This window comes from Murimonas intestini (assembly GCF_024622195.1).
Classification (GTDB): domain Bacteria; phylum Bacillota; class Clostridia; order Lachnospirales; family Lachnospiraceae; genus Murimonas; species Murimonas intestini.
This window is the reverse complement of the sequence record NZ_JANKBI010000026.1, coordinates 24,314-48,938: the sequence shown is the minus strand read 5'-3', so window position 1 is coordinate 48,938 and position 24,625 is coordinate 24,314. Positions and strand designations below refer to the sequence as shown.

Sequence of the window (24,625 nt, the reverse complement as noted above, 5' to 3'; positions counted from 1 at the left end):
GATAATGGCTTTTCGGAAGGATTTTGTCTGGGGCGCTGCCGCGAGCGCTTATCAGATAGAGGGTGCAGCATTTGAAGACGGGAAAGGAGAGTCTATCTGGGATGTTTTTTCTCATCAGCCCGGAAAAGTATTTGACGGCCATACCGGCGATACTGCATGCGGACATTATCACTGCATGGAAAAAGATGTAGAAATGATGGCGGATCTGGGTCTTAAGGCCTACCGGTTTTCTGTTTCGTGGCCCAGAGTGCTGCCCCAGGGAATCGGAGATGTCAATGAGGCGGGAATGCATTTTTATGAACGTCTGGTGGACATGCTGCTGGAGCATGGCATTACGCCTTATGTAACATTATACCACTGGGACATGCCATATGCGCTGTATCTTCGCGGCGGCTGGATGAATCCGGAAAGTCCGCAGTGGTTTGCTGAGTATGCGGCGCTGATAGGCCGGAGGTTAAAGGGTAAAGTAAAGCATTTTATCACTTTTAATGAACCCCAGGTGTTTATCGGATGCTCCTTTATACAGACAGTTCATGCACCAGGAGTCAGAATGGAGCGGAGGGAGTGTCTGCAGATGAGCCACAATGTCCTGCTGGCTCATGGGCGTGCAGTCCAGGCGCTGCGGGCAGAGGTGCCCGGTGTACAGATTGGATATGCACCTACCTCAAATGCGGCAGTCCCGGTAAGTGAGAGCCTTCAGGATCAGGAGGCTGCCAGACAGGCTTACTTCGCAACCCCTGGCGGTGATGACTGGGTATGGAGTGTTGCATGGTGGAGTGATCCGGTGCTGCTGGGAAAATACCCGGAGGATGGAATGAAAATTCTGGAGAAAGACATGCCGCATGTTGGCGGGGATGACATGAAGCTGATCTCTCAGCCCATAGATTTCTACGGCCAGAATATTTACCGGGGTGACCCGGTGCGCATGGGCCAGGATGGCAGGCCGGAATTTTTAAAACATCCGGCGGGCGGTCCTAAAACGGCTATCGGATGGCATGTGAATTTTGACTGCCTGTATTGGGCTGTGAAATTCTTGAATGAACGGTATAAGAAGCCGATTTACATTACTGAAAACGGCATGTCCTGCCATGACTGGTTAAGTTTAGACGGTAAGGTACACGATTCAGCCCGTATTGATTATCTGCACCGCCATCTTTTGGGACTGCGCCGGGCAGCAGAAGAAGGTATCGATATTGCCGGATATTTTCAGTGGTCGCTGATGGACAACTTTGAGTGGAGCCAGGGATATAGCGACCGCTTCGGTTTAGTTTACATAGATTTTGCAACTTTAGAACGTATCCCGAAAGATTCATATGAATGGTATCGTGAGACTATTCATATGAATGGAGAAAACTTGTAAGTGCGGTCAGCCTTAAGAAGTAATAAATAAAAACAGGAAACCTTCTGTATATATGCAGGGTGAGAAATATTTGAAGTACCAAAACAATTATTTCTGCATGACTGCGTTGATATGGAAGGTTTTTGCGGTTAAATTACTGGTTAGATGATTAGAGGCGGGGAGGACGCTTTGCATTGTAGGTAGTGAATCAGCGGGAGGGGCAGGCGGCGGGCATGTGGCTTCGGGGCTCTGTCCGAACCGCTGTGTCCTGAAAATCTAAGGTTCCAAAGTCTGCTTGAACCGTGAAAGGCGGGCGGAAACTCGGTGCGTTTGCCTGATGCAAACGCCCCTCAGACAGTTCCGCCCTTGAGCGCAAGCGCTCACTTTCACTGACCGCAGACTCTGGAACCTAAGATTTTCATGTCCTCGCTCAAGTCCTTCACCCCGAAGCCACACGCCCGCCGCCTGTCCCTCCCACTGATGCCAAGGTTATCGGTGCAAAGCTGGCTCCCGTAATGAGGCTGGGGTATGGGTGAGACCACTACTTTGCTGGATTCCCGAAATATATTGGAATCAATTATTTGTCATATTCAAAATATATAGGGTATTCTATTTCTAAATCAACATAGAGAAAGATTTCAATTAAACTCCTTCATATACATAGTGGTTTTCCATCCCAGTCCCGGCCTGTTTATAACAGCCAGCTTTGTGCCAGTAAACTTGAAGCCTTGAGTCAGGAGCAGGGGCAGGAAGAGGCCGTTGTGGCGGACTATAGCGAGGACATGAAACTCTTAGGCTCCAGACAGCGCGGTCAGCAAAAACGAGCGCTTGCGCTCGAGGCCGGAGCTGTCTGAGACGAGTCCGCATCGGCGGACTTGTCGAGTTTCCGGCCGCTTTTTGCGGTTCTAGCGGTGTCTGGAGCCTTAGAGTTTCAGGACACAGCGGTTCGGACAGAACAACGGCCTCTTCCTGCCCCTGCTCCTGACTCAAGGCTCACTGCCTTCTGGACAAAGCGTCCTGTTACTCCCCTAAACAGCAATTAATGTGAAATTATTGTGTTTCTTTACACAAAAGCATTGCGGCAGAGACAAAAAAGGGCTATAATAAGCTGGTGCAGGCGTCTTTGCGCCCTGCAGCGATTTATGAACTTTAGGAGGATACTTACTTATGAATAAGTTAGGCAAGAGATTGGCAGTTATGGGACTGTGTGCCTGCATGGGAGCGGCTTCCCTGACAGGATGTTCTGGCAGCCCGGCAAAGGTAACGGTTGCCACATTAGATGGTGAAGATATTAAATTGGATTTATATACATTTATGGTCCGCTTTAATCAGGCACAGTTCCAGGGAGGGCCGTATGCATCTCTGTTCGGGGATGATATGTTCAATACTGACCTGGCGGGAGACGGGACTACATACGGGGAGACATTTAAACAGGGGATCCTTGAGAATATAGAGCAGATGCTCCTGCTGGAGAAGCATGCATCAGAGTATAATGTAGCTCTTACGGATGAAGAGAAAGCATCCCTTACAAAAGCTGCTGAAGACTTTATTGCAGCAAATGATAAAACTGTCCTTGATGAAATGTGCGCTACCCAGGAAGTCGTTGAGAGGGCTATGACATTGTATGCAGTGCAGTCCAAGATGCAGCAGGCCATCTACAATCAGGCGGATACAAATGTGAGTGATGAAGAAGCGGCACAGAAGACGGTAAATTATGTATTCCTGAGTACTGCAGGTACAGAGAAGGACGAGGAAGGCAATACGATTGACCTGACTGATGAGCAGAAGGCAGAGGTAAAGGATAAGGCACAGAGGATTCTGGATGCAGCTAAAGAGAGCCAGGATCTGGAGGCTGCCGCCAAAGCGGAGGATGACTCCCTTTCCATGATTTCCTCTTCCTATGGGACTGACAACGGAAACCTGAAGGAAGAAGTGAAAACAGCAGCAGAAACACTTGAAGACGGACAGTTTGCGGATGAACCTGTGGAAGCTGAGACAGGTTACTATGTGCTTCAGATGAAGACTACATTTGACAAAGACGCAACAGAGACAAGAAAAGAGACGATCGTACAGCAGAGAAAAGCAGACAAGTTTGAAGAGGTGACTGCTGCATGGAAAGAAGAAGCAGAGTTCACAGTAAATGATAAAAAAGTGGCAAAACTGGATTTCTTTGATACATTTACGCTGAAGCCGACAGAAGCATCCACCGAAGCCCCAACAGAGGCTCCGGCTGCTGAGACAGAGACTGAGTCAGGTACAGAAGCCGCAACTGAGGCACAGACAGCGGGAGAAGATACAACAGAAGAAAATACAACAGAAGTAGCTTCTGAGAGTGAGTCTGCTGCCAAAGCCGAAGAGACGGAGGATACTTCTGAAGCAGCAGAGACAGAGGCTCAGAACAGTACAGAAACAGAGGCATCAACAGAAGCCTAGAGCATAATTTTATAATAAAAAGCAGTTGGAGAGTTGTGAAATTCCTTCCAGCTGCTTTTTTTCTGTCTTTTTCTGTATTTAATTTTTCATGCGGTATTCAATATGATATTTTCGCAGCTGAACAGTTACTTAGAATGAATCCTTTCCAGGGAGAATGGCAATCATAAGACTGACATAAAATTACCTGTTGGATATTGCCGAAAGAATGGCAGGAAATGGAGACTATCATGAGAAGAGAAAATATATGTATCACAATAAATGACGAAGACTTGCAAGAATTTAGGATATACCTTTATGAGCGGGAAAACTCGGAGGCCACTATAAGGAAATATATGACGGATATACGCACCTTTTACCGCTTTCTGGATAAAAGCAGGGATGTCAGCAAGCAATGCCTTGTGGATTACAAGAACTGGCTTGCCGGAAATTATGCTGTATCAAGTGTGAATTCAATGCTTGTGGCATTAAATCAGTTTCTGGTTTTTCTGGAAGCGGGGACATTGAAAGTGAAGCGTTTAAATGTACAGAGGAACTTATTTGCCATACAGGATAAAGAGCTCAGTAAAGAAGAGTACCGCCATCTCTTAAAAGCGGCGGAAGAAAAAGGAAAACCGGCATTGTCACTTATGATAGAAACGATCTGTTCTACAGGGATACGTGTCAGTGAATTGTCCTATTTTACTGTAGACAGTATTAAGCAGGGACGTATCCAGGTTCAGAACAAAGGCAAAACAAGAATCATACTGATGCCTAAGGCGCTTAAAATGAAGCTACTTTATTTTGTACAGAAACAGCATATTACAAAAGGCTGTGTTTTTGTTACAAGAACTGGAAAGCCAAAGAACAGGAGTAATATCTGGGCAGAGATGAAAGCGCTGCACAGGGAAGCAGGGGTGGATGCAGTAAAGATATTTCCTCACAACCTGCGTCATCTGTTTGCCAGAGTCTATTATGCGGCGACAAACGATATTGCCGGCCTGGCAGACCTGCTGGGACACAGCAGCCTGGAAGTTACGAGGATATATACGTCCGCCACCAGCCAGACATACCAAAAACGGCTTGAAATGCTGGGACTTGTCTGAGAGAAAGTAAATAATTACTACATAATAACAATTATGTAATACTTAGAATTAGATAGATAGTTGTTATGACTTTATTCTAATGGTTTTTCCATATAGTGTCAATTACCTTTTTTGTCAGATACTCTTTTCTGAGGATAAAATATTTTCTTTTTTTAGAAATGCATAAAAATAAGACTTTGTTTGCTGACAAAGTTAAAAAAGTTTAACTATTGGGCAGATCTGTGAATTTACTGTACAGACCTTAAGAACATGATCCCGGAATGCAGAAATCTCATCGCTTCTTTTTCCTTTGTTTACGGAAATTTCCGCCAATCCCTTCCACTGTATTTTACTACATAATTGTTATTATGTGATCGTCCGGCGATGATCCATAGTTACGAGGCAAGTGTAGTAAATGCAGCAGATGACCAGTTAAAGGAAAAGGGAGGCATTAGAATGAAAAGAAAATTTCTTGCGTTTTTATTGACAGTATCTTTGTGTATGTCCGGCGGCGGTATAGCGGCTGTGGTACAGGCGGGAAATATGGGAGAAACACAGCTTCAGCCGGAGACGCAGAGCGAATCCCATACAGGTCCGGATGCGGAGTCTGAAATCCAGAATGGGACAGAAAGGGAAACAGCATGGGCAGGTACAGAGGCGGCCGTCGGGGCAGCAGAATCTGAGGAGTCAGAAAAGAAAACAGCCAGCGGCACTTTGGAATCGGAAACAGAGACAGCCAGCGGCACTTTGGAACCGGAAACAGAGACAGCCGGCGGCACTCTGGAATCGGAAACAGACACAGGGACAGCCAGCGGTATTCCGGAAACAGAAACAGAGCCAGTCAGCGGCACTCTGGTACCGGGAACAGAGTCAGGCAGCAGCACTCTGGAATCGGAAATAGACACAGAGGCAGGCAACAGTATTCCGGAATCAGAAACAGAGACAGAGACAGTCAGCGGTACTCTGCAGCCGGAAACAGATGCAGACGGCAATGTTTTGGAATCAGAGACAAATACTGAAGGTAATGGGATACTGCCTGAAACTTCCCGCATACAGGGAGCAGCTTTGCCTATACAGCAGTATTCTGCAGGGATTCTCTCTGATGTGACAAATATAGAGACTAATATCAGTTATCAGGAGGACTCTCTTTCCTGGCCGGGGACTGGCAGTGCGGACGATCCCAAAACAAAAACCGGGGACACTACAAACAGCAGATTTACCGCACGGACCGTGGATGCACAGGCAACAATCAATGGAAATATTAATACATATACACGTCAGCTGGATTACGGGGAAAATGTGTTTGATTTAGAAGTTGTTTCAAGCGACGGTTCAAAGGCAACTAATTACAGGATAACAGTGAACCGCAATAAAAAAGCTCAAAATAATACTCCGCCTTTCTATCTGTTTACCATAATCGCAGCCACGACAGGTGATTCACAGGACGGGGGAATCGTTGGTTTTGATCCGGATAAAAAGTATGACTATCAGAGGCAGGGCGATACGGAATGGAAGCCTGTACCGGATAATGCAGACAGAATACAAAACCTTTCAGCAGGCACATATTTTGTGCGTTATGGAGAAACTGATGATACAAGGGCCGGTATAAACAGTGTCAAGGTTGAAGTGCCAGTTCAGAACCCCAGGACTATAGAGATAGGGAGCGGACTGCAGCAGTTCCTTGATTCAAATCATATTCAGCTGTCATTTCCCCAGTCAGCCACAAGCGGCGAAAACGTAACGATCAGCGCGGTTCTGCCTGTAAATACTTATATGATTACAGGAGTAGACTGGAGCCAAAAAGTTACTACATCCGGAGGATTTAGTGCATCCGGCACCTTTACAGGGGCATGTTCGGTGACAGGCAATCCTACAGACGGGTATCTGTATGAATATACATTTACGATGAACAACTATGACCTGATTCTTGAGAATATAGTGTTAGAGCAGAGCTCTTACTACATGGTCCGTCTGGATGATATATATAAGTTCATTTTGAATATTGAAGTTACTCCGTCTGACCGCAATGAGGTCATAACAAATGGATATATGACAAACTATAAGGAAAATGCAGGAATAACTGTCAAAATTACTCCCGTACAGTCTGGCAGTTATTCTGTGGACAGGGTATTTGCAGTTAATGATCTGGACGGGCAGGAGTTATACTCTCAAATCGGGAGTGAGCTTGTTTTTAATATTGGAGCAAACATTACAGTCAGGGCGGACTTAACGCCGATTCCCGCCGATTTTGATGCGCTGAATATTGTAAGAAAGAAGATACCGGCAGATCTGACAATGCTGGAGTATTCCTCTATGCTTGAGATAAGTAACCTGCTTACCACAGAAGCAAACATCAGGAAACTATTAAAAGGCAGTCAGAGTTTTGTTGATGACTATGTCCAAAGGCTCAGTGATGCAGTATACAGGATGAAGTACCGGCCGGCTGTTTTAGATGAGATCAATGCGCAAAAACAAAGAATTCCGGCCGATTTAAGCATTTATAAGCCAGAGCAGGTCAATAAATTAAATGATGCCCTGAAAGCTGCACAGGAGCCAATTGATGATAACTGGGATATCCGGCGCCAAAATGAAGTAGATGCGCTGGCAGGTGATCTTCGCAGCGCCATCGATGCTTTGGAAAAAATTCCTGCACCAACGCCAGATGCGCCGGAGCTTATCAGCGTTACAGACACCACCATAATTGTAAAAGAAGTCCCTGGCCAGGAATATTCTGCTGATAATGGTGCAACATGGCAGCAGAGCGGTGTATTTTCCGGACTTAGTCCTGCTTCCGATTACGAAATTGTGACCAGGGTGTCTGAAACAGCCACCAGCGGATGCAGCCTGAGCAGCTCCCCGGTGAAGGCCGCCACTGATAAATCAAAGGTAACGGCTCCTCAGACGCCGGAACTTCTGGAGGCCACAGCAGATTCCGTAACAGTAAAATCCGTGGACGGTCAGGAATATTCTATTGACGGCGGAAAGACATGGCAGGATTCAGGAAAATTTGAAAAACTGGACAGCAGCAAAAAATATACTGTTATTACAAGAATAAAAGAGACAAATACTGCATATGCCAGCCCATACAGCGGCGCCCTGGAGGTATCAACAGACTCTCTGCCCGTTGAATCAGAGACGATGGAACCGGAAACAGAACCGGAAACAAAGACGGAACCAGAAACAGAGACAGAATCGGAAACAGAGACGGAAAAAGTAACAGAGAGAGAAACTGACACAGATCAGCCTGAGACAGAAACAGATCAGAATGAAAGTGAAATTAAACAGTCAGAAAGCGAAATAACTCAGACTGAAAGTGAAACAAAGCAGACTGAAAGTGAAGTGAAAAAAAACCAGGATGAAACAAAAAAGCAGGTGACGGATACTCAGCCTGATACAAAAAATGCTGTATCAAATCCTGTGAAAACAGGTGATTCCACACCTATTGCTTTTTATATTGGAATATTAAGCCTGGCGGTATTACTCTTTGCCGCATTCTTACTGATCAGAAGGCGGCGGAACTAATATACAAGGTAATATTATACACCTGCGTGCATTCCATAATTTAGATCCTTGCAGATGGGCGCAGGTGTATAGAAGCGAATGCAGCATTATCAGAATAAATAAAGAAACACTGACTCCGGATTAAAATCAGTTTTTATTTGGTATAATTTCCTCCTTTTTACAAATAATAGTCTCAGGTACAGAAGTACAGATTATGAAAAGTAAAATGGAGGAATTTGATTTTATGAAGGCTACAGGAATAGTGAGACGAATTGACGACCTCGGCCGTGTCGTGATACCAAAAGAGATCCGCAGGACACTGCGCATAAAAGAAGGTGCTCCGCTGGAGATATTTACTGACAGGGAAGGTGAGATCATATTAAAAAAGTATTCCCCCATAGGAGAGCTGGGGGCCTTTGCAAAGGAATATGCCGAATCCCTGGCACAGGTTACAGGACATATTGTCTGTATCGCCGACCGGGATCAGGTTATTGCGGCAGCAGGCGGGATGAAAAAAGATTATATGGGCAAGGAGATCAGCAAGCAGCTTGAGCTGGCTATTAATGAGCGGGAGAATGTGGTTTCGAATAAAGATGACGGAAATTATGTGAAGGTAACGAATGAAGAAGGGAGCGAGAGCCTCCCCCAGGTCATCTGCCCCATCATCTGTGAGGGAGACGCTATCGGAGCTGTTATAGTGATGGGGAAAGAAAGCCGGACAAAGATGGGAGAGCCGGAAATCCTGCTTGCAAAGTGCGCTGCCAGCTTTCTGGGACGGCAGATGGAGCAGTAAGTTGTTAAAACGCGTATCATTGAGGGATGGTGCGCGCTTTTTACTGCCCTCAAAAGGGCTCAGAAGAGGCAGCGCATCCATAATCCTCACTGTCTTCATCCGGCAGGCGGAGGCTGTGATATTCCTCCAGGGTCAGTCCTGTGAGGGTCAGATAGAGAGCCAGGGACCTGGTAACATACCTGATATGCCAGGGTTCATATGCATATCCTGTGATATTTTCTTTTCCTTTAGGATAGCGCAGTATGAAGCCAAACAGCGGGGCATTTTTAGTGAGCCACCGCCCTTCCAGTGTGAGGGCAAATTCTTCTGTCAGATCCAGGCTCAGGGCTGGGCAGGAGACATCCAGGGCCAGCCCTGTCTGGTGCTCACTTCCTCCGGGAGGCGCTACATAGATGGTTTCAGGATTACGGCTGAATAATTCGTTCTGCCGGGAATAGGTGCGGTAGCCGGAAACTCCATAGAGATGAAGGCCGTCATGGCGGCTTTGTATAAAGAGTGATTCTGCGGCATGGGCAGCTTCAGACTCCAGCATACGTTTGGGATCATCCGGGGCAGCGGAGCTGTCAAATGGGATCTGCGGCAAAATTAGGCTTTCGGGCTTAAAATCTTCTGAAAGCCGCCGGTTTCGGTTTACCAGCATATCATATGAGAAAACAAGAGGCATAATAAATTTACTGTAACTGTTCAGTACCTCAGACATGCTGAACAGCTGCAATCTCCTTTCATAAATTCTTAAAACACTCTAAAGCAATGCAGGATCATAATTACAGTCAATTATGATCCTGCATATAAATGTTTATGAGAGGAGAGCCTGTTTTATGTCAACTATTTCCGGAAATCTATTTTAATGCGTCCATGCTCATCTTTTCCAGAAGATCTGCCTTGATTTTATAGAGCTTGTCTGAAAGGTCCACATATACATCATGAGGATTTACAAAACGTTTTGTTTCGTCCCAGATGGTGTCCATTTCCCGGCGGCAGAATGCCTGGATGTCCATAACACTGGGTGAACTGTAGACACATTTGCCTTTCTGGAAAACCGGAATGAGCAGTTCCTTCAGCACGTAGGTGCCGCCGTGGATCTTCGTTTTCTTCCATGTCTCAAGCGGGTCGAAGATAATCATATCCTTTTTGTCATCAAATACTTCCCCCACAAGGGCGATCAGGTCTGCACGGATTTTTCCTGTCTCTTTGTCGTAGATCCTGAATATCGTCTTGTTTCCAGGATTAGTTATTTTTTCAGTGTTCTCTGAGAGCTTGATCTTGGGGATAAATTCACCTGTCTCCTCGTCCTGGATGGCGGCCAGTTTATAGACTCCGCCGAATGCAGGGCAGTCTTTTGAGGTGATCAGGTTGGTTCCAACACCCCAGGAGGTGATTTTCGCGCCCTGGCTTTTCAGACTCTCGATGAGGTATTCATCCAGATCGCTGGAGGCGGAAATAAAGGCATCTTCAAATCCGGCATCATCCAACATCTTGCGCGCCTTTTTGGACATGTAAGCCAGGTCGCCGCTGTCCAGGCGGATCCCGTAATTTTTAAGAGGTATGCCTGCTTCTCTCATCTCGGTAAATACTCTGATGGCATTGGGAACACCTGATTTGATAGTGTCGTATGTGTCTACCAGCAGGCAGCAGGCATCCGGGTACAGGTCTGCATATTTTTTGAATGCAGTATATTCATCCAGAAAACTCATGATCCAGCTGTGGGCATGTGTGCCCTTTACCGGCACGTCAAAGAGCTGTCCCGCCAGCACATTGGAGGTTCCCACACAGCCGCCGATCATGGCAGCCCTGGCCCCATAGACGCCGGCATCAGGACCCTGTGCCCTGCGCAGGCCGAATTCCATAATGCCGTCACCCTTGGCGGCGTAGACTACACGGGCGGCCTTAGTGGCGATCAGGCTCTGATGGTTGATGATAGTCAAAAGAGCAGTCTCTACCAGCTGTGCTTCCATAATAGGCGCCACAACTTTCAGGAGAGGCTCTCTTGGAAAGACAACAGTACCCTCAGGTATGGCATAGATATCACCTGTGAACTTAAAGGTACTCAGGTAATCCAGAAAATCTTCATCAAAAGTATTTAAAGATCTCAGATAACTGATATCATCAGGGCTGAAGCTCAGGTTTTCTATGTAGTCGATCACCTGATCCAGCCCGGCAGCTATGGCATAGCCGCCGTCACAGGGATTTCTGCGGTAAAATGCATCAAAGATCACGACTTCTGTAGTATGGTTTTTGAAATACCCCTGCATCATAGTCAGTTCGTAGAAATCTGTTAACAGCGTTAAATTCATTGTGCTCATATTCGTACTCCTTTATATAAATTTATATGGATTTATATGAATTCATTATTTTAGTATTTTGCTACTCATTTTCAGCGATAAAACTTTTATCTATTGTTATAACACATTGATAGCGTTTGTCCAACCCCTTAATGGCGGAAATGACCTGGTTTTTCAGTTCCTCAGTTTTGCTGCTGCTGTATTCAATAGGCACTACCATGTCAAATATCAGGTTGATCTGCTCTCTGCCGTCAACAAAACGGAAATCATGGATACTGAGACGTGAGTCCACCTGAGCTGCGGTTTTTGCAACTGCTGCTTTGAGCGCTGTGATATGGCTGTTTTCTGTTTCAACAGGATCCATGTGTATGACAAGGAAGATATTCAGTTTTTTGCTGACTTCCCGCTCTGCCCTGTCGATGATCTCATGTGATGTCTCCACATCCACATTGTTTGGAACTTCTGCATGGATAGAGGCCATGCTGCGTCCGGGCCCGTAATTATGGATAATAAGGTCATGTGACCCCACTATGCCTTCATATGATTCCACCAGTGAGGTGATTTCCTGAAAAAGCTTAGGATCCGCAGGTTCGCCGATCAGCGGTTTTAATGTGTCCCTGGCGATGCCGATACCGGCCCAGAGGACTATGCAGGCCACGATGACACCTACAAAGCCGTCAATATTCAGATCCAGGAAGTGAAAGATCAGTATGGAGCAGATAGTTGCAGAAGTTGTCACTACATCTCCGAGAGAATCGGCGGCGGTGGCAAGCATCACCTGGGAATTGATGCGCTGTCCCAGCTTTCTGTTAAAGTATCCCATCCACAGCTTTACGGCTACAGAGAGCAGCAGGATGATCAGGGATACAGTGCTGAAAGTCAGCTCTTCAGGGTGGAATATCTTGTCCAGAGAGTCCTTGAAAAAGGTAAGTCCCACCTGAAGGACAAGAAAGGCAACGATCAGGGCGCTGATATACTCTATACGCCCGTGTCCGAAGGGATGGTCCGCATCAGCTGGCTTGCCTGCCATTCTTGTACCCACGAGTCCTATAATTGAAGATGCGGCGTCTGACAGGTTGTTAAAAGCGTCTGCCATAACGGCAACGCTGTGCAATGCCATGCCTGCCGCCAGCTTTACTCCAAACAGCAGAGTATTGCAGCAGATCCCCACTGCTCCGGCCAGAGTGCCGTAAGATGTCCTGACTCTGATATTTTCAATGTCATCTTTATTTTTAACAAAAAATTTTACAAGTAATTCTGTCATAGGATTCCTCAAATCTTCTATAATAATATTGAAATGATTATATTGCTGCTGTCCCCGGAACCGCACATTTAGCGGGGCAAGGAATAGTAACATTATACTACTTTTTGGAGGATTGTGCCATTAATTTTAATTTTCCGGTATCCGGAAGCAGAGGGGACTTAGTGATTTAACGGCTCACAGGTGAGCTGTTAAATCAAATTGAATAAAAAATTAAAAAAATTTCTTAAAAGGGCTTGACTTTTATCAGAGGGATGATATATAATACAAAACGTTGAAACGGCAACGAGACAACATTAAAATGATGGGCTATCGCCAAATGGTAAGGCAACGGACTCTGACTCCGTCATTTCAAGGTTCGAATCCTTGTAGCCCAGTTAAAAACCAGTAATTACGAGAAAACTTGTACTTACTGGTTTTATTTGTGTATTGAAAATTCCTGTATTAAAATACCGCGTAAATAACCGGACAAATAAATAACATAATCTTCACATAATTTGAAGAAATTTCTGCCGTATTTTGTTTCTATAATAAGGATGTAAACAGCAAACAAAACAGCACAAGAAAGGAAGTAAGCATATGAAAAACAAATTAATGAGATTTGCAATTGCCGCAGCTATTATTGGAAGCACATCCTTGACCGCATTTGCTGCTAAACCCAGCCAGCCACAGGAGACAGCCGTGAGTACGCTTGGCCCGGGAGCCTCTAAAACAGATACTGCCGCAGCGGATCATGTGAAAGAAAGCTATGACAAGACACTTGGTGAGGGAGTATCTGTGATGGATACAGTGAAAGATGTAGTGCAGTAAATCACAGTGGGTGTCAAGAAGCCGGGAACCGGGAAGGTTCCCCGGCTTTTTGGGGTTCTTACTAAACATGTACAGCCGGAGGACTTATGAACAGAAGGATATATCTTGTAGAGGACGAAATACATTTAAGCCGGATTCTGCAGCTTTATCTTGAAAAAGAGGGATATGAAGTGACAACATTCCAATCAGGAATGGAGGCACTTAAGTATACAGAACAGATGCCGGATATGTGGGTATTGGACATTATGCTGCCTGATATCAGCGGATATGATATTCTGAAACAGATCAGGCTTATATCCTGGGATATTCCTGTTATATTTATGTCAGCCAGGAATGAGGAGATGGACCGGGTTGTGGGTCTGGAACTGGGCTCTGACGATTATCTTCCAAAACCATTTTTGCCAAGAGAGCTGGTGCTGCGTGTAAACAAGCTGATGCAGCATGTTTATGGCGCCAATGATGCTCCTGATGATGACAGTATTATTATTAACGGCTATAAGATAAGCAGGAACCAGAGAACAGTTTTTCTGAACGGAGAACAGGTAGTTCTCACTAATAATGAATTTGAACTTTTAATATATTTTGTTTCCAATAAAAATTTAGTGCTCACCAGGGATCAGATCTTAGACGGGGTATGGGGGACAGACTATTATGGCTCTGACCGGGTTGTGGATGATACCATACGGCGGCTTCGGAAAAAAATGGACGCCCTTCTTCTGGAGACACATTATGGATACGGATACAGACTGGCGGTGCAGCCATGAGAAGAGAGATGATCAAGACAAAATCACTGGCTGCCAGGATATGGCTGATACTCACAGCTCTGATCCTCGGCCTGATCTTATGCATCAGCCTGATTTATCTTGTGGTCTTTCAGAAAGTTCATGAAAAGACTGAAGGCAGAAACCTGATGTATCTGCATAATATTATGAAGAATGGGGAGCCTCAGGAACAGCAGATTTTTGAAAAATCAGAGTTTTTAAAAGAGAGTGATCATTTCATATGGCTGGGTCCGGAAAAACAAGAATCTAATTCCCCTGAATATGGGACTAAGTATGAAATGGACACGGGGCCGCTGCGGGAAGAGTTTGTCAAATTTGCGCAGGGGGTTGTACAGGGGGAAATGAATGGTAAATTATTTAAAACTAGTATTCAGGGCAGGACATATCTTATTGTTATAAGTTCTGTTCCCCAGGGATATCTGATCTCATCTGCTCCGCTGGATTTTGAATTCACTATCCTTTATATCGTGCTTTTTGTCTCCTGCCTTTTTATCTTTGCGGGTTTTTTTGCGTCTAAGATCATTGCCAAAAATATAGCACGTCCCTTAAAGGAGCTGGAAGATTTTACTTCCAGTATCGCAGCCAGGGAGTTTGGCCCTCCTGTTGATGTACACAGGGAAGATGAGACAGGGAGGCTGGCCTGTGCCATGAATAAAATGCAGGAGGATTTAAGAAGGGCGGATCAGGAAGAAAAAGTTTTTCTCCAAAGCATATCCCACGATCTTAAAACACCGGTCATGGTAATAATGAGCCATGCTGAGGCCATACTGGACGGTGTTTATATTGGCTCATTAAAAAATACAGCGCAAGTTATAAAAGATGAATCTGCAAGGCTGGCCAGAAAAATAAACCAGCTTCTCTATTTTAACACCCTTGGCTATTCTCTGGAATATTCAGATAAATCAGAAGAAATAGATTTGGGCCTGCTGGTCTCACAGACTGTATCACGAATAAAAGTGGTCAATCCGGATCTGGACTGGGACACGGAGACTGTTCCATTTTTTATCAGGTGTGATGCTGACAAACTAACAGTGGCTATTGAAAATATACTGGATAATGCCATTCGGTATGCAGACACCAGGATCAGTGTAAAGCTCAGGGAAGGGAGTCTGGAGATCTACAACGATGGACCTTCTATTCCGCAGGAAAAACTGGACAGAATTTTTGCAAATATGTATAAAGATAAAACTGGAAATTTTGGGCTGGGCCTTTCCATATCAAGGAAGATCTTCAACTATTACGGCGCATCTGTCAGCGTTGTTAACCGCACGCCCGGAGTCAGCTTCATGATCAGGTTTTCTGATGAAAATAAGATTTCCGGCAAGTCCGGGCAGTAAAATATAAAAAATAACAATTTTTATGCAAATTTTGGGATAAGTATTGAATTTTTGGGAATCATATGGTAGAATGTTGAAGATCAGTGAGGATTCAACAGTATGATCCTTTCAGTTTCAATACTTTTGGGCTATCGCCAAATGGTAAGGCAACGGACTCTGACTCCGTCATTTCAAGGTTCGAATCCTTGTAGCCCAGCTGCACAGGGGCGTTGCATTATGCAACGCTTTCTTTTTGTCTCACAGGGATGAGTGAGAGGCGCTTTTGTTATGACAGGAAATTTTGGGAGGTTATAAAATGGTATATCAGTTTGACAGCAGGGTGCGTTACAGTGAGGTAGATGAAAAGCAGGAGATGAGCCTTGTATCTGTCATTAATTATTTTCAGGATGTGACAACGTTCCATTCCGAGGCCATAGGGCTTGGGATAGAACATCTGAAGGAGGCTTCAAGAGCCTGGATGCTCTCAGCGTGGCAGATAGAGATAAACAGGCTCCCCGTATTTGGTGAGAATATCAGGGTACAGACATGGCCCTATGGGTTCAGCGGCTTCTATGGTGACAGGAATTTTACGCTTATGAATGAGAATCAGGAACTGCTCGTTTATGCGAATTCACTCTGGATATACGTGGATATCCTTACAGGGCGTCCTGTTAAGGTATCTGAGGAGGAAATCAGGGGATATCAGCTGGAGGAGGAGCTTCCTATGAAAAAGGCTCCCAGAAAGATCAGCCTGCCTCAGGAAGGCCGGAGAGCTGAACAGATCCAGGTACAGAAGCATCATCTGGATACAAATATGCATGTAAACAACGGACAATATGTGCTGATGGCACAGGAATTCCTTCCAGAAGGTTTTTTTGTGAAACAAATAAGGGTGCAGTATTGTAAAGCAGCCCTTCTGCATGATACAATAGTCCCATGGGTTTACGAGGAAGAAAAGTCAGTCAGTGTGGCCTTGAGTGATGAGTCTGGAAGGCCGTATGCAGTTGTTCGTTTTGAATAGGAGATAATATGCTGGAATTAGGAAAAAGACAAAAACTAAAAATTGTAAAAAGTGTAAACTTTGGCGTCTATCTGGGGGAAGCAGCTGATGCCCAGGAGCGGGTGCTGCTGCCTGCCAAGGAAGTGCCGGAAGGAGCAGCGGCCGGGGATGAGCTGGAGGTGTTCCTATATAAGGATTCAAAGGACAGGCTTATAGCGACTGTAAGAGAACCTCTTGTGAAGCTTGGAGATGCAGCTGTGCTCACTGTCAAGGAAGTAGGAAATATCGGTGCATTTCTGGACTGGGGTCTGGAAAAAGATCTCCTTCTGCCGTTTAAGGAGCAGACAAGAAGGGTCCGCCAGGGGGAGAAATGCCTCGCGGCTGTCTATATTGACAAGAGCAGCCGTCTGTGCGCCACAATGAATGTCTATGAATACCTCCAGAAAGATTCCCCCTATAAAAAGGAGGACAAGGTCACAGGTGTTGTGTATCTTATAAGTGAAGAGTTTGGGGCATTTGTGGCAGTTGATAACAAATATTCCGGTCTCATACCTAAAAAGGTGATGCCGCCGGAGCTTCACTCCGGAGATGTGGTAGAAGCCAGGGTGACAGGGGTTAAGGAAGATGGAAAGCTGGATCTTACTGTCAGGGAGAAAGCCTATATCCAGATAGACGAGGACGCTGAAAATGTCATGAAGGTCATAGAAGAATTTGAGGGAGTCCTGCCGTTTAATGACAAGGTATCGCCGGATGTCATAATGAGGGAATTTGGGCTGAGCAAGGCCGCCTTCAAGAGAGCAGTGGGACGTCTGCTGAAGAATGGCAGGATCGAGATAACAGAGAACAGGATAAAGAAAGTTAAATGAATTTTATAATTTACAGGAGGAATCATCATGAAAACAGTCATAAGCACAGACAAGGCTCCGGCAGCGATCGGACCATATTCACAGGCAATTGAAGTCAACGGGATGGTATATACATCAGGTGTTATTCCTGTAGTGCCGTCAACAGGGGAGATCCCTGAGGGGGCAGCAGCTCAGGCAGAGCAGGCTATCGGCAATCTGGCGGAGCTTCTGAAGGCTGCAGGCACATCTGTGGAGAATGTGGTGAAGACTACAGTATTTATAAAAAATATGGATGACTTTGGAAAAATCAATGAAATTTATGCAAAATTCTTTACAGAACCTTATCCGTCACGTTCTTGTGTGGAAGTTGCCAGACTTCCCAAAGATGTCCTGATCGAGATTGAGGCAATTGCTACAAAATAGCTGGATTTCATAAAAATCCGTTGCGTTTGCCATACAGGTGGTTTATAGTAATAATGTGGCAACTATTCAAATAACAGATCCGGGTTTTGAGAACCCGGGACAATGGGGCAGGAAAGGAGTTATTGGGAATGAAGGTACAGAATATTACAGATATTGACAAATTTTTTAAGATCGTAGATGAATGTGCAGGAAAAGTTGAACTTGTTACAGGAGAGGGCGACAGGCTCAACCTGAAGTCAAAGCTCTCCCAGTATGTATCAATGGCAAACATTTTCTCAAACGGAGAGATACCGGAGCTGGAAATCATAGCATATGAAAAGGAAGACATTGACAGGCTGGTTAATTTCATGATCAATGGCTAAAAAGCCATATCAGGAAGATCAGGCGATGTTGCAGGCACACAGGGCTGCGGTCAGGCATTTGGTAAATGCCTCCGCAGCTTTTTAATTTCATTGGAAACTTCGTCTCCTATGAAATTAAAAAGCTGCAGTCAGGACTACTTCCATTCTTGTTATTCGTGTGGACATTTGATATAATAGCTCCATTGGCAGCTATTATATCTTAAGCATTTAACCCTTGCGGCAGCCCCCAAGGTCAGGCGGGATTGACTTTGGAGTGCTGCCCGGGAAAATAAAGGAGAAGAATTTTGGATTCTATTGATTATTACGATAAGCACAGCAATGATTATTATGAAGCTACTGTAGATCTGGATATGTCGAAACAGCTGGAGCGTTTCTTTGAACTTTTGCCTGAAAATGCAGAGGTTCTGGATCTGGGCTGTGGATCCGGGAGGGATACTGTCTGGCTGGAGGAGGCGGGCTGTTATGTGACGCCTATGGACGGCTCAGCCCAGATGTGTGAGCTGGCAGGCATCTATACTGATAAAGAAGTCCTGAACCTCACATTCAGTGAGATGGACTTTGAAGAGGTCTTTGACGGCATCTGGGCATGCGCCTCTCTTACGCATGTATCAAAATCAGAGATAGATATTATCATGGATAAGGTTGAAAAGGCTCTCTGCCCTGACGGTGTGCTCTATATGTCGTATCCTGAAGGGGAAGGCACGGAGGAGGCACACGGACGGACTTTTAATAAGTATACACCGGAAGAACTCCATTCCATGCTGAAGAAGCATGGAGGACTTGAGATCATAGATATATGGCTGAGTGACGATGTACGCCCGGGCAATGACAGGCAGTGGGTAAATGTGCTGGCCAGAAAAATTGGAGGATTGGATAAAGAGGATGGTGAAGAATAGGACAAAAGCCGGCGGATGGCTGTTTCTCGTGGAAGTTCTCTGGGTTATGGCAGTGATCTTTGGGATCTCACCGTATCTGCCGGAAATGAATATGCTGGAGAATACCATATTCAGTGAAGTGGTTTTTGCACTGCCGCCGCTGATCTACATTGTGTTAACAAAAGTGAAGGTGAAAGAATGGATTCCCCACAACAGGCTTAATCTGTCGACAGCATTAATGGTAGTGCTCTTTACTGCGCTTCTCATGCCGGTTGTGTCATGGCTGAATATGTTCTCGATGATATTTGCTAAAAACTATGTGAATGACACTGTTGGTGTGCTCACTGATATGCCTCTGTGGCTGGGACTTCTGTCCATGGCGGTAATTCCGGCGGTTTTTGAGGAACTGGTTTACAGAGGGATCTATTACAGAACTTTCCGGGGCAGAGGATTCCTGCAGGCGGCGCTCGCCTGTGGTATAGCATTTGGAATTTCCCATCTGAATTTCAACCAGTTTTCTTATGCCTTGCTCCTGGGAGTGGTTTTTTGTGCGCTTATGGAGGCAACAGGCAGCATATATGCAACGATTTTGTCTCATTTTATTATAAATGGGTGGAGCGTTGTTGCAAATAAGATTTTGCCGCCGCTGATCGAGGCGCTGCAGGACATGCAGGCAGCCATGGGACAGCCGGTGACAACTGTTACTGATGTCTATACACAGACGGAGCTTTTTAATACCCTCAGGGGTTATACAGTTGTTGCAGCAGTGTCAGGCTGCCTGGCTTTCGGTGTGCTTGTCTGGATAATGAAACACTGCAGGAGAACAGATCATATGAGACAGATCATGCAGGATAAAGATACAGCGGAGGGAGGACGCACATTTTTGTCTGTCCCGTTTATTGCCGGTGCAGTCCTGGGATTTATCTATATGGCTTCAAGAGAGCTCTATTTTTAACATATGTCGGGCTTAGAGCGTGTTTGAAAAGGAGGACAGAAGATTAAGTGAACTTTACACATCTGCACGTCCATACGGAATACAGCCTTCTGGACGGTTCAAATAAAATAAAAGAATATGTGGCAAAGGTTAAAGAACTTGGGATGGACAGCGCTGCCATTACGGACCACGGAGTCATGTTCGGGGTGATCGATTTCTACAGGGCCGCCAGGGAGGCGGGGATCAACCCTGTTCTGGGGTGTGAAGTCTATGTGGCCCCGGGTTCCCGGTTCGATAAGGAGCAGGGGGCAGGGGATGACAGGTATTATCATCTGGTGCTTTTAGCTGAGAATAATCAGGGTTATGCCAACCTGATGAAAATAGTATCAAAAGGATTTGTGGAGGGCTTCTATTATAAGCCCAGGGTAGATATAGAGGTTTTAAGAGAGTACCATGAGGGGATCATAGCCCTGAGCGCCTGCCTGGCGGGAGAAGTACAGAGGTATCTTGTCAGAGGGATGTACGAGGAGGCAGTGAAGTCTGCCCTGAAGTACAGGGACATCTTCGGGGAGAATAACTTCTTTCTGGAGCTGCAGGATCACGGAATACCGGACCAGAAAATGGTCAATCCCCAGCTGCTCAGGATGAGCAAAGAGACAGGCATCGGACTTGTGGCTACAAATGATGTCCACTACACTTATAAGGAGGACGTGGCGCCCCACGATATCCTGCTCTGTATACAGACAGGGAAGAAGCTGGCTGATGAGGACAGGATGCGTTATGAGGGCGGCCAGTATTATGTAAAGTCTCCTGAAGAAATGGCCGCTCTTTTTCCATATGCGGCTGAGGCGCTGGAGAATACACACAAGATAGCCATGCGCTGTCATGTGGATATAGAATTCGGCGTGACAAAACTGCCTAAATATGATGTCCCTAAAGAGTATACTTCCTGGGAATACCTTAATAAGCTTTGTTTTGAAGGCCTGGAGGAGAGATACAGCCCGGTGACTCAGGAGTTGAAGGACAGACTGAATTATGAGCTGGATACAATTAAGACAATGGGCTATGTGGATTATTTCCTCATTGTTTGGGATTTCATAAAATATGCCAGAGACCATGGCATTATGGTGGGGCCGGGACGAGGATCAGCGGCCGGCAGCATTGTTTCCTATACACTGGGAATTACAAAGCTGGATCCGATCAAGTACAATCTGCTCTTTGAGCGTTTCTTAAATCCTGAGAGAGTATCTATGCCTGATATTGATATAGATTTCTGTTTTGAGAGACGCCAGGAGGTCATTGACTATGTGGTGCGCAAGTACGGTAAGGACAGGGTGGTACAGATCGTCACTTTCGGTACAATGGCGGCCAGAGGTGTCATCAGGGATGTGGGCAGGGTTATGGATCTGCCGTATGCGCTCTGTGATACAATAGCCAAAATGATCCCCAATGAGCTGAATATTACCATCGATAAAGCGCTGGACATGAGTTCAGACCTGCGCCGTGCCTATAAGGAGGATGAGCAGGTAAAGCAGCTTATAGACATGTCCAAGCGTCTTGAGGGCCTTCCGCGCCATACGTCCATGCATGCAGCCGGTGTTGTTATCAGCCAGAAGTCTGTGGATGAGTACGTGCCGCTTTCCAGGGCGAGTGACGGATCTATCACGACCCAGTTTACAATGACGACGCTGGAAGAGCTGGGACTGCTGAAAATGGATTTCCTGGGGCTTCGCACCCTGACCGTGATCCAGGATGCAGTGCGTCTGGCAGAGAAGTCTACAGGAAAGAAAATAGATATAGACCATATTGATTATAATGATAAGGACGTTCTTTTATCCATCGGTACAGGAAAAACTGAGGGAATATTCCAGCTGGAAAGCGGCGGGATGAAGAACTTCATGAAGGAATTAAAGCCTCAGAGCCTGGAGGATATCATAGCGGGAATATCCCTTTACCGGCCGGGTCCCATGGACTTTATACCACAGTATGTAAGAGGCAAAAACAACCCGGATAATATCACATATGACTGCCCCCAGCTGGAAGAGATACTGGAGCCGACATACGGCTGTATCGTGTACCAGGAGCAGGTTATGCAGATCGTGCGTAATCTGGCGGGGTATACACTGGGCAGGAGCGACCTGGTCCGCCGCGCCATGTCAAAGAAAAAAGCCTCTGTCATGGAAAAGGAGCGGCAGAACTTCGTATACGGAAATGAAGAAGAAGGCGTGCCCGGATGTATTAACAACGGGATCGATGAAAAAGTCGCAAATAAAATCTATGATGACATGATAGATTTTGCCAAGTATGCATTTAACAAGTCACATGCAGCGGCATATGCAGTGGTATCCTATCAGACAGCATACCTCAAGTATTACTATCCGCTGGAATTCATGGCTGCCCTGATGACATCTGTCATTGATAACCCGTCCAAGGTAGCAGAATATATCCTGACCTGCCGCCAGATGGGTATAGCCATACTGCCCCCGGATATCAATGTGGGGGAGAGCGCTTTTTCCGTAGACGGGGATTCTATCCGCTACGGGCTCTCGGCGATCAAGAGTATTGGCAGGCCGGTCATTGACGCTATCGTGAAAGAGCGCAGCGCAGGAGGAAAATACAGGAGCCTGTCGGATTTTATTGAACGCCTCACGGGAAAGGAAGTCAATAAAAGGACAATTGAAAACTTTATAAAGGCCGGTGCACTGGACAGCCTTGGCGGTACCAGGAAACAGTTCATGATGATCTATGTGAGCATTCTGGACAATGTCAATCAGACGAAAAAGTATTCCATGGCAGGCCAGATGAGCCTTTTTGACCTGGTGGGCGAGGAAGAGAAAAAAGATTTTGAAATCAGGCTGCCCGATGTGGGAGAATATGAGAAAGAACAGCTTCTGGCCTTTGAGAAGGAAGTCCTGGGAGTCTATATAAGCGGCCATCCTCTGGAAAAGTATGAGGAGAAGTGGAGAAAAAATATATCCAATACTACTCTGGATTTCCAGTTTGATGAGGAAACAGGAGGAACAAAGGTGCTGGATGGGCAGAAGGTCATCATCGGCGGAATGATCACCGAAAAGACTATTAAGCACACAAAGACAAATAAGACCATGGCTTTTCTGACCTTAGAGGATCTTCTGGGAACTGTGGAGGTCGTGGTGTTTCCAAGAGATTATGAGGGCAACAAGGAGCTGATGGAGGAGGATGCCAAGGTATTTATACGGGGCCGTGTATCTTCTGAGGATGACAAAGCCAGCAAGCTGATCTGCGAAAAAATATGGGCATTTGAGGATCTGCCCAGAGAAATCTGGATCCAGTTTGAAAATATGGAGGAGTACCTCAGGCAGGAAGAGTCCATGTATCAGATCCTGCGCAGGTCTGAGGGCAAGGACACGGTAGTTATCTATGTAAAGTCGCCAAAGGCCATCAAGCGTCTGTCACAGAATTGGTGTGTGGATGCAGGGGAACCTCTTTTTAGTGAAATCTCCGAACGATTTGGTGAGAAGAACGTAAAACTTGTAGAAAAGTGTATTGAAAATATGAAAAAAATGAATTAGAATGAGTAAGACAATGATAATGGTTTAACAATAGAAACAGTAACGAATCACCCTATTTTGAGATGGAGGTTAAAGTCATGGCAAAAGAAATCAAGACGATTGGAGTGTTAACAAGCGGCGGAGACGCGCCTGGTATGAATGCTGCCATTCGTGCGGTGGTAAGAAGAAGTATTTCCAAAGGGCTGAACGTAAAAGGTATATATAAAGGTTATAATGGATTATTAAATGAAGAAATAGTTGACTTAAGTGCAAGGGACGTATCTGATACAATTTCAAGAGGAGGCACTATTCTCTACACAGCCCGCTGTTCAGAATTCCGTACAGCCGAAGGACAGCAGCGAGGAGCTGAAGTCTGCAGGAAGCACGGCATTGACGGGCTTGTAGTCATCGGCGGCGACGGTTCCTTTGCCGGGGCACAGAAGCTGGCAGCGCTGGGGATCAATACGATAGGTGTTCCGGGAACCATCGACCTTGATATTGCATGTACAGAATATACGATCGGATTTGATACTGCTGTCAATACTGCCATGCAGGCGATCGATAAGGTGCGTGATACCTCCACATCTCACGAGAGATGCAGCATCATCGAGGTTATGGGCAGAAATGCCGGATATATCGCACTCTGGTGCGGAATTGCAAATGGCGCGGAGGATATCCTCCTCCCGGAAAAATACGATTATGATGAGCAGAAGCTGATCAACAATATTATCTCCAACAGAAAAAGAGGCAAAAAGCATCATATCATTATCAATGCAGAGGGTATCGGCCATTCGACAAGTATGGCCAGAAGGATTGAAGCCGCCACAGGTGTGGAGACAAGGGCTACCATCCTGGGCCACATGCAGCGCGGCGGAAGTCCCACATGTAAGGACAGAGTATATGCTTCCATGATGGGGGCATATGCAGTAGATCTGCTTGCTGACGGGAAGAGCGACAGAGTCGTCGGGTATAAAGACGGTGAATATACCGATTTTGATATTGATGAGGCTCTTGCAATGCACAAGAGTGTGTCCGAATATCAGTTTGAGGTCAGCCGGGCACTTTCCATATAGGAGGA

General features: G+C 45.8%; 19 protein-coding genes and 2 tRNA genes. 18 read left to right on the top strand and 3 right to left on the bottom strand.

Annotated features, from left to right (window positions below; all coding sequences use genetic code 11):
* The first annotated feature begins 4 nt into the window (after positions 1–4).
* From NSB28_RS23640 to spoVT, 5 genes are all read left to right on the top strand, one after another.
* Positions 5–1,360: a GH1 family beta-glucosidase gene (locus NSB28_RS23640; RefSeq protein WP_109747801.1), complete on the top strand. Its 1,356-nt coding sequence runs from the start codon at positions 5–7 to the stop codon at positions 1,358–1,360.
* 1,146 nt (positions 1,361–2,506) lie between these two features.
* On the top strand, positions 2,507–3,772 hold the full coding sequence (locus NSB28_RS23635; RefSeq protein WP_109747799.1) for a peptidylprolyl isomerase: 1,266 nt from the start codon (positions 2,507–2,509) through the stop codon (positions 3,770–3,772).
* A 227-nt stretch (positions 3,773–3,999) separates the two neighbouring features.
* Entirely contained in the window at positions 4,000–4,854 is an 855-nt protein-coding gene (locus NSB28_RS23630) for a tyrosine-type recombinase/integrase (protein WP_109747798.1), read from the top strand.
* Between the two features lie 435 nt (positions 4,855–5,289).
* The gene (locus NSB28_RS23625) at positions 5,290–8,355 is read left to right on the top strand and encodes a cadherin-like beta sandwich domain-containing protein (RefSeq protein ID WP_257497805.1); all 3,066 of its coding nucleotides are present in this window, start codon (positions 5,290–5,292) and stop codon (positions 8,353–8,355) included.
* Positions 8,356–8,578: 223 nt separating this feature from the next.
* Positions 8,579–9,127 carry a stage V sporulation protein T gene (gene spoVT, locus NSB28_RS23620; protein WP_109747894.1) on the top strand — a complete coding sequence of 183 codons (549 nt, stop codon included), beginning with the start codon at positions 8,579–8,581 and terminating at the stop codon, positions 9,125–9,127.
* Between the two features lie 49 nt (positions 9,128–9,176).
* On the opposite strand, the gene NSB28_RS23615 is transcribed toward spoVT, so the two are convergent.
* From NSB28_RS23615 to NSB28_RS23605, 3 genes are all read right to left on the bottom strand, one after another.
* A complete protein-coding gene (locus NSB28_RS23615) occupies positions 9,177–9,842 on the bottom strand; it encodes a M15 family metallopeptidase (RefSeq protein ID WP_257497804.1) in 666 nt (221 codons plus the stop codon).
* Between the two features lie 124 nt (positions 9,843–9,966).
* Entirely contained in the window at positions 9,967–11,430 is a 1,464-nt protein-coding gene (locus tag NSB28_RS23610; RefSeq protein WP_109747797.1) for a nicotinate phosphoribosyltransferase, read from the bottom strand.
* A 61-nt stretch (positions 11,431–11,491) separates the two neighbouring features.
* Positions 11,492–12,673 carry a cation diffusion facilitator family transporter gene (locus NSB28_RS23605; RefSeq protein WP_109747796.1) on the bottom strand — a complete coding sequence of 394 codons (1,182 nt, stop codon included), beginning with the start codon at positions 12,671–12,673 and terminating at the stop codon, positions 11,492–11,494.
* 302 nt (positions 12,674–12,975) lie between these two features.
* Between NSB28_RS23605 and NSB28_RS23600 the strand changes: the two genes are divergently transcribed.
* The 13 genes from NSB28_RS23600 (at position 12,976) to pfkA (ending at position 24,620) form a co-directional block, all read left to right on the top strand.
* Positions 12,976–13,047 (top strand) — tRNA-Gln (locus NSB28_RS23600).
* 202 nt (positions 13,048–13,249) lie between these two features.
* A complete protein-coding gene (locus NSB28_RS23595) occupies positions 13,250–13,480 on the top strand; it encodes a hypothetical protein (RefSeq protein WP_109747795.1) in 231 nt (76 codons plus the stop codon).
* 86 nt (positions 13,481–13,566) lie between these two features.
* On the top strand, positions 13,567–14,244 hold the full coding sequence (locus tag NSB28_RS23590) for a response regulator transcription factor (protein ID WP_109747794.1): 678 nt from the start codon (positions 13,567–13,569) through the stop codon (positions 14,242–14,244).
* Entirely contained in the window at positions 14,241–15,599 is a 1,359-nt protein-coding gene (locus NSB28_RS23585) for a sensor histidine kinase (RefSeq protein ID WP_109747793.1), read from the top strand. The genes NSB28_RS23590 and NSB28_RS23585 overlap by 4 nt, the downstream gene beginning before the upstream one ends.
* A 124-nt stretch (positions 15,600–15,723) precedes the next feature.
* Positions 15,724–15,795 (top strand) — tRNA-Gln (locus tag NSB28_RS23580).
* Positions 15,796–15,894: 99 nt separating this feature from the next.
* Positions 15,895–16,599: an acyl-[acyl-carrier-protein] thioesterase gene (locus NSB28_RS23575; RefSeq protein WP_109747792.1), complete on the top strand. Its 705-nt coding sequence runs from the start codon at positions 15,895–15,897 to the stop codon at positions 16,597–16,599.
* A gap of 8 nt (positions 16,600–16,607) precedes the next feature.
* Entirely contained in the window at positions 16,608–17,444 is an 837-nt protein-coding gene (locus NSB28_RS23570) for a CvfB family protein (protein WP_109747791.1), read from the top strand.
* Between the two features lie 27 nt (positions 17,445–17,471).
* The gene (locus NSB28_RS23565; RefSeq protein ID WP_109747790.1) at positions 17,472–17,846 is read left to right on the top strand and encodes a RidA family protein; all 375 of its coding nucleotides are present in this window, start codon (positions 17,472–17,474) and stop codon (positions 17,844–17,846) included.
* Between the two features lie 128 nt (positions 17,847–17,974).
* Positions 17,975–18,208, top strand: a complete 234-nt coding sequence (locus NSB28_RS23560; RefSeq protein WP_109747789.1) for a polya polymerase — start codon at positions 17,975–17,977, stop codon at positions 18,206–18,208.
* A gap of 284 nt (positions 18,209–18,492) precedes the next feature.
* On the top strand, positions 18,493–19,104 hold the full coding sequence (locus tag NSB28_RS23555) for a class I SAM-dependent DNA methyltransferase (RefSeq protein ID WP_109747788.1): 612 nt from the start codon (positions 18,493–18,495) through the stop codon (positions 19,102–19,104).
* Positions 19,091–20,038, top strand: coding sequence for a CPBP family intramembrane glutamic endopeptidase (locus NSB28_RS23550; RefSeq protein WP_257497803.1), 948 nt, complete (start codon positions 19,091–19,093; stop codon positions 20,036–20,038). Before NSB28_RS23555 ends, NSB28_RS23550 begins: the two co-directional genes overlap by 14 nt.
* A 47-nt stretch (positions 20,039–20,085) precedes the next feature.
* On the top strand, positions 20,086–23,568 hold the full coding sequence (locus NSB28_RS23545; protein WP_109747786.1) for a DNA polymerase III subunit alpha: 3,483 nt from the start codon (positions 20,086–20,088) through the stop codon (positions 23,566–23,568).
* 77 nt (positions 23,569–23,645) lie between these two features.
* Positions 23,646–24,620, top strand: a complete 975-nt coding sequence (gene pfkA / locus NSB28_RS23540; RefSeq protein ID WP_109747785.1) for a 6-phosphofructokinase — start codon at positions 23,646–23,648, stop codon at positions 24,618–24,620.
* Positions 24,621–24,625: the final 5 nt, after the last annotated feature.

Excerpts from the sequence above, each read along its gene's own strand:
- NSB28_RS23640 (WP_109747801.1), top strand. The coding sequence starts at position 5 with ATGGCTTTTCGGAAGGATTTTGTCTGGGGCGCTGCCGCGAGCGCTTAT.
- NSB28_RS23560 (WP_109747789.1), top strand. The coding sequence starts at position 17,975 with ATGAAGGTACAGAATATTACAGATATTGACAAATTTTTTAAGATCGTA.
- spoVT (WP_109747894.1), top strand. The coding sequence starts at position 8,579 with ATGAAGGCTACAGGAATAGTGAGACGAATTGACGACCTCGGCCGTGTC.
- NSB28_RS23605 (WP_109747796.1), bottom strand. The coding sequence starts at position 12,673 with ATGACAGAATTACTTGTAAAATTTTTTGTTAAAAATAAAGATGACATT.
- NSB28_RS23570 (WP_109747791.1), top strand. The coding sequence starts at position 16,608 with ATGCTGGAATTAGGAAAAAGACAAAAACTAAAAATTGTAAAAAGTGTA.
- NSB28_RS23585 (WP_109747793.1), top strand. The coding sequence starts at position 14,241 with ATGAGAAGAGAGATGATCAAGACAAAATCACTGGCTGCCAGGATATGG.
- NSB28_RS23565 (WP_109747790.1), top strand. The coding sequence starts at position 17,472 with ATGAAAACAGTCATAAGCACAGACAAGGCTCCGGCAGCGATCGGACCA.
- NSB28_RS23625 (WP_257497805.1), top strand. The coding sequence starts at position 5,290 with ATGAAAAGAAAATTTCTTGCGTTTTTATTGACAGTATCTTTGTGTATG.
- NSB28_RS23590 (WP_109747794.1), top strand. The coding sequence starts at position 13,567 with ATGAACAGAAGGATATATCTTGTAGAGGACGAAATACATTTAAGCCGG.
- NSB28_RS23575 (WP_109747792.1), top strand. The coding sequence starts at position 15,895 with ATGGTATATCAGTTTGACAGCAGGGTGCGTTACAGTGAGGTAGATGAA.
- NSB28_RS23610 (WP_109747797.1), bottom strand. The coding sequence starts at position 11,430 with ATGAGCACAATGAATTTAACGCTGTTAACAGATTTCTACGAACTGACT.
- NSB28_RS23635 (WP_109747799.1), top strand. The coding sequence starts at position 2,507 with ATGAATAAGTTAGGCAAGAGATTGGCAGTTATGGGACTGTGTGCCTGC.
- pfkA (WP_109747785.1), top strand. The coding sequence starts at position 23,646 with ATGGCAAAAGAAATCAAGACGATTGGAGTGTTAACAAGCGGCGGAGAC.
- NSB28_RS23595 (WP_109747795.1), top strand. The coding sequence starts at position 13,250 with ATGAAAAACAAATTAATGAGATTTGCAATTGCCGCAGCTATTATTGGA.
- NSB28_RS23630 (WP_109747798.1), top strand. The coding sequence starts at position 4,000 with ATGAGAAGAGAAAATATATGTATCACAATAAATGACGAAGACTTGCAA.
- NSB28_RS23550 (WP_257497803.1), top strand. The coding sequence starts at position 19,091 with ATGGTGAAGAATAGGACAAAAGCCGGCGGATGGCTGTTTCTCGTGGAA.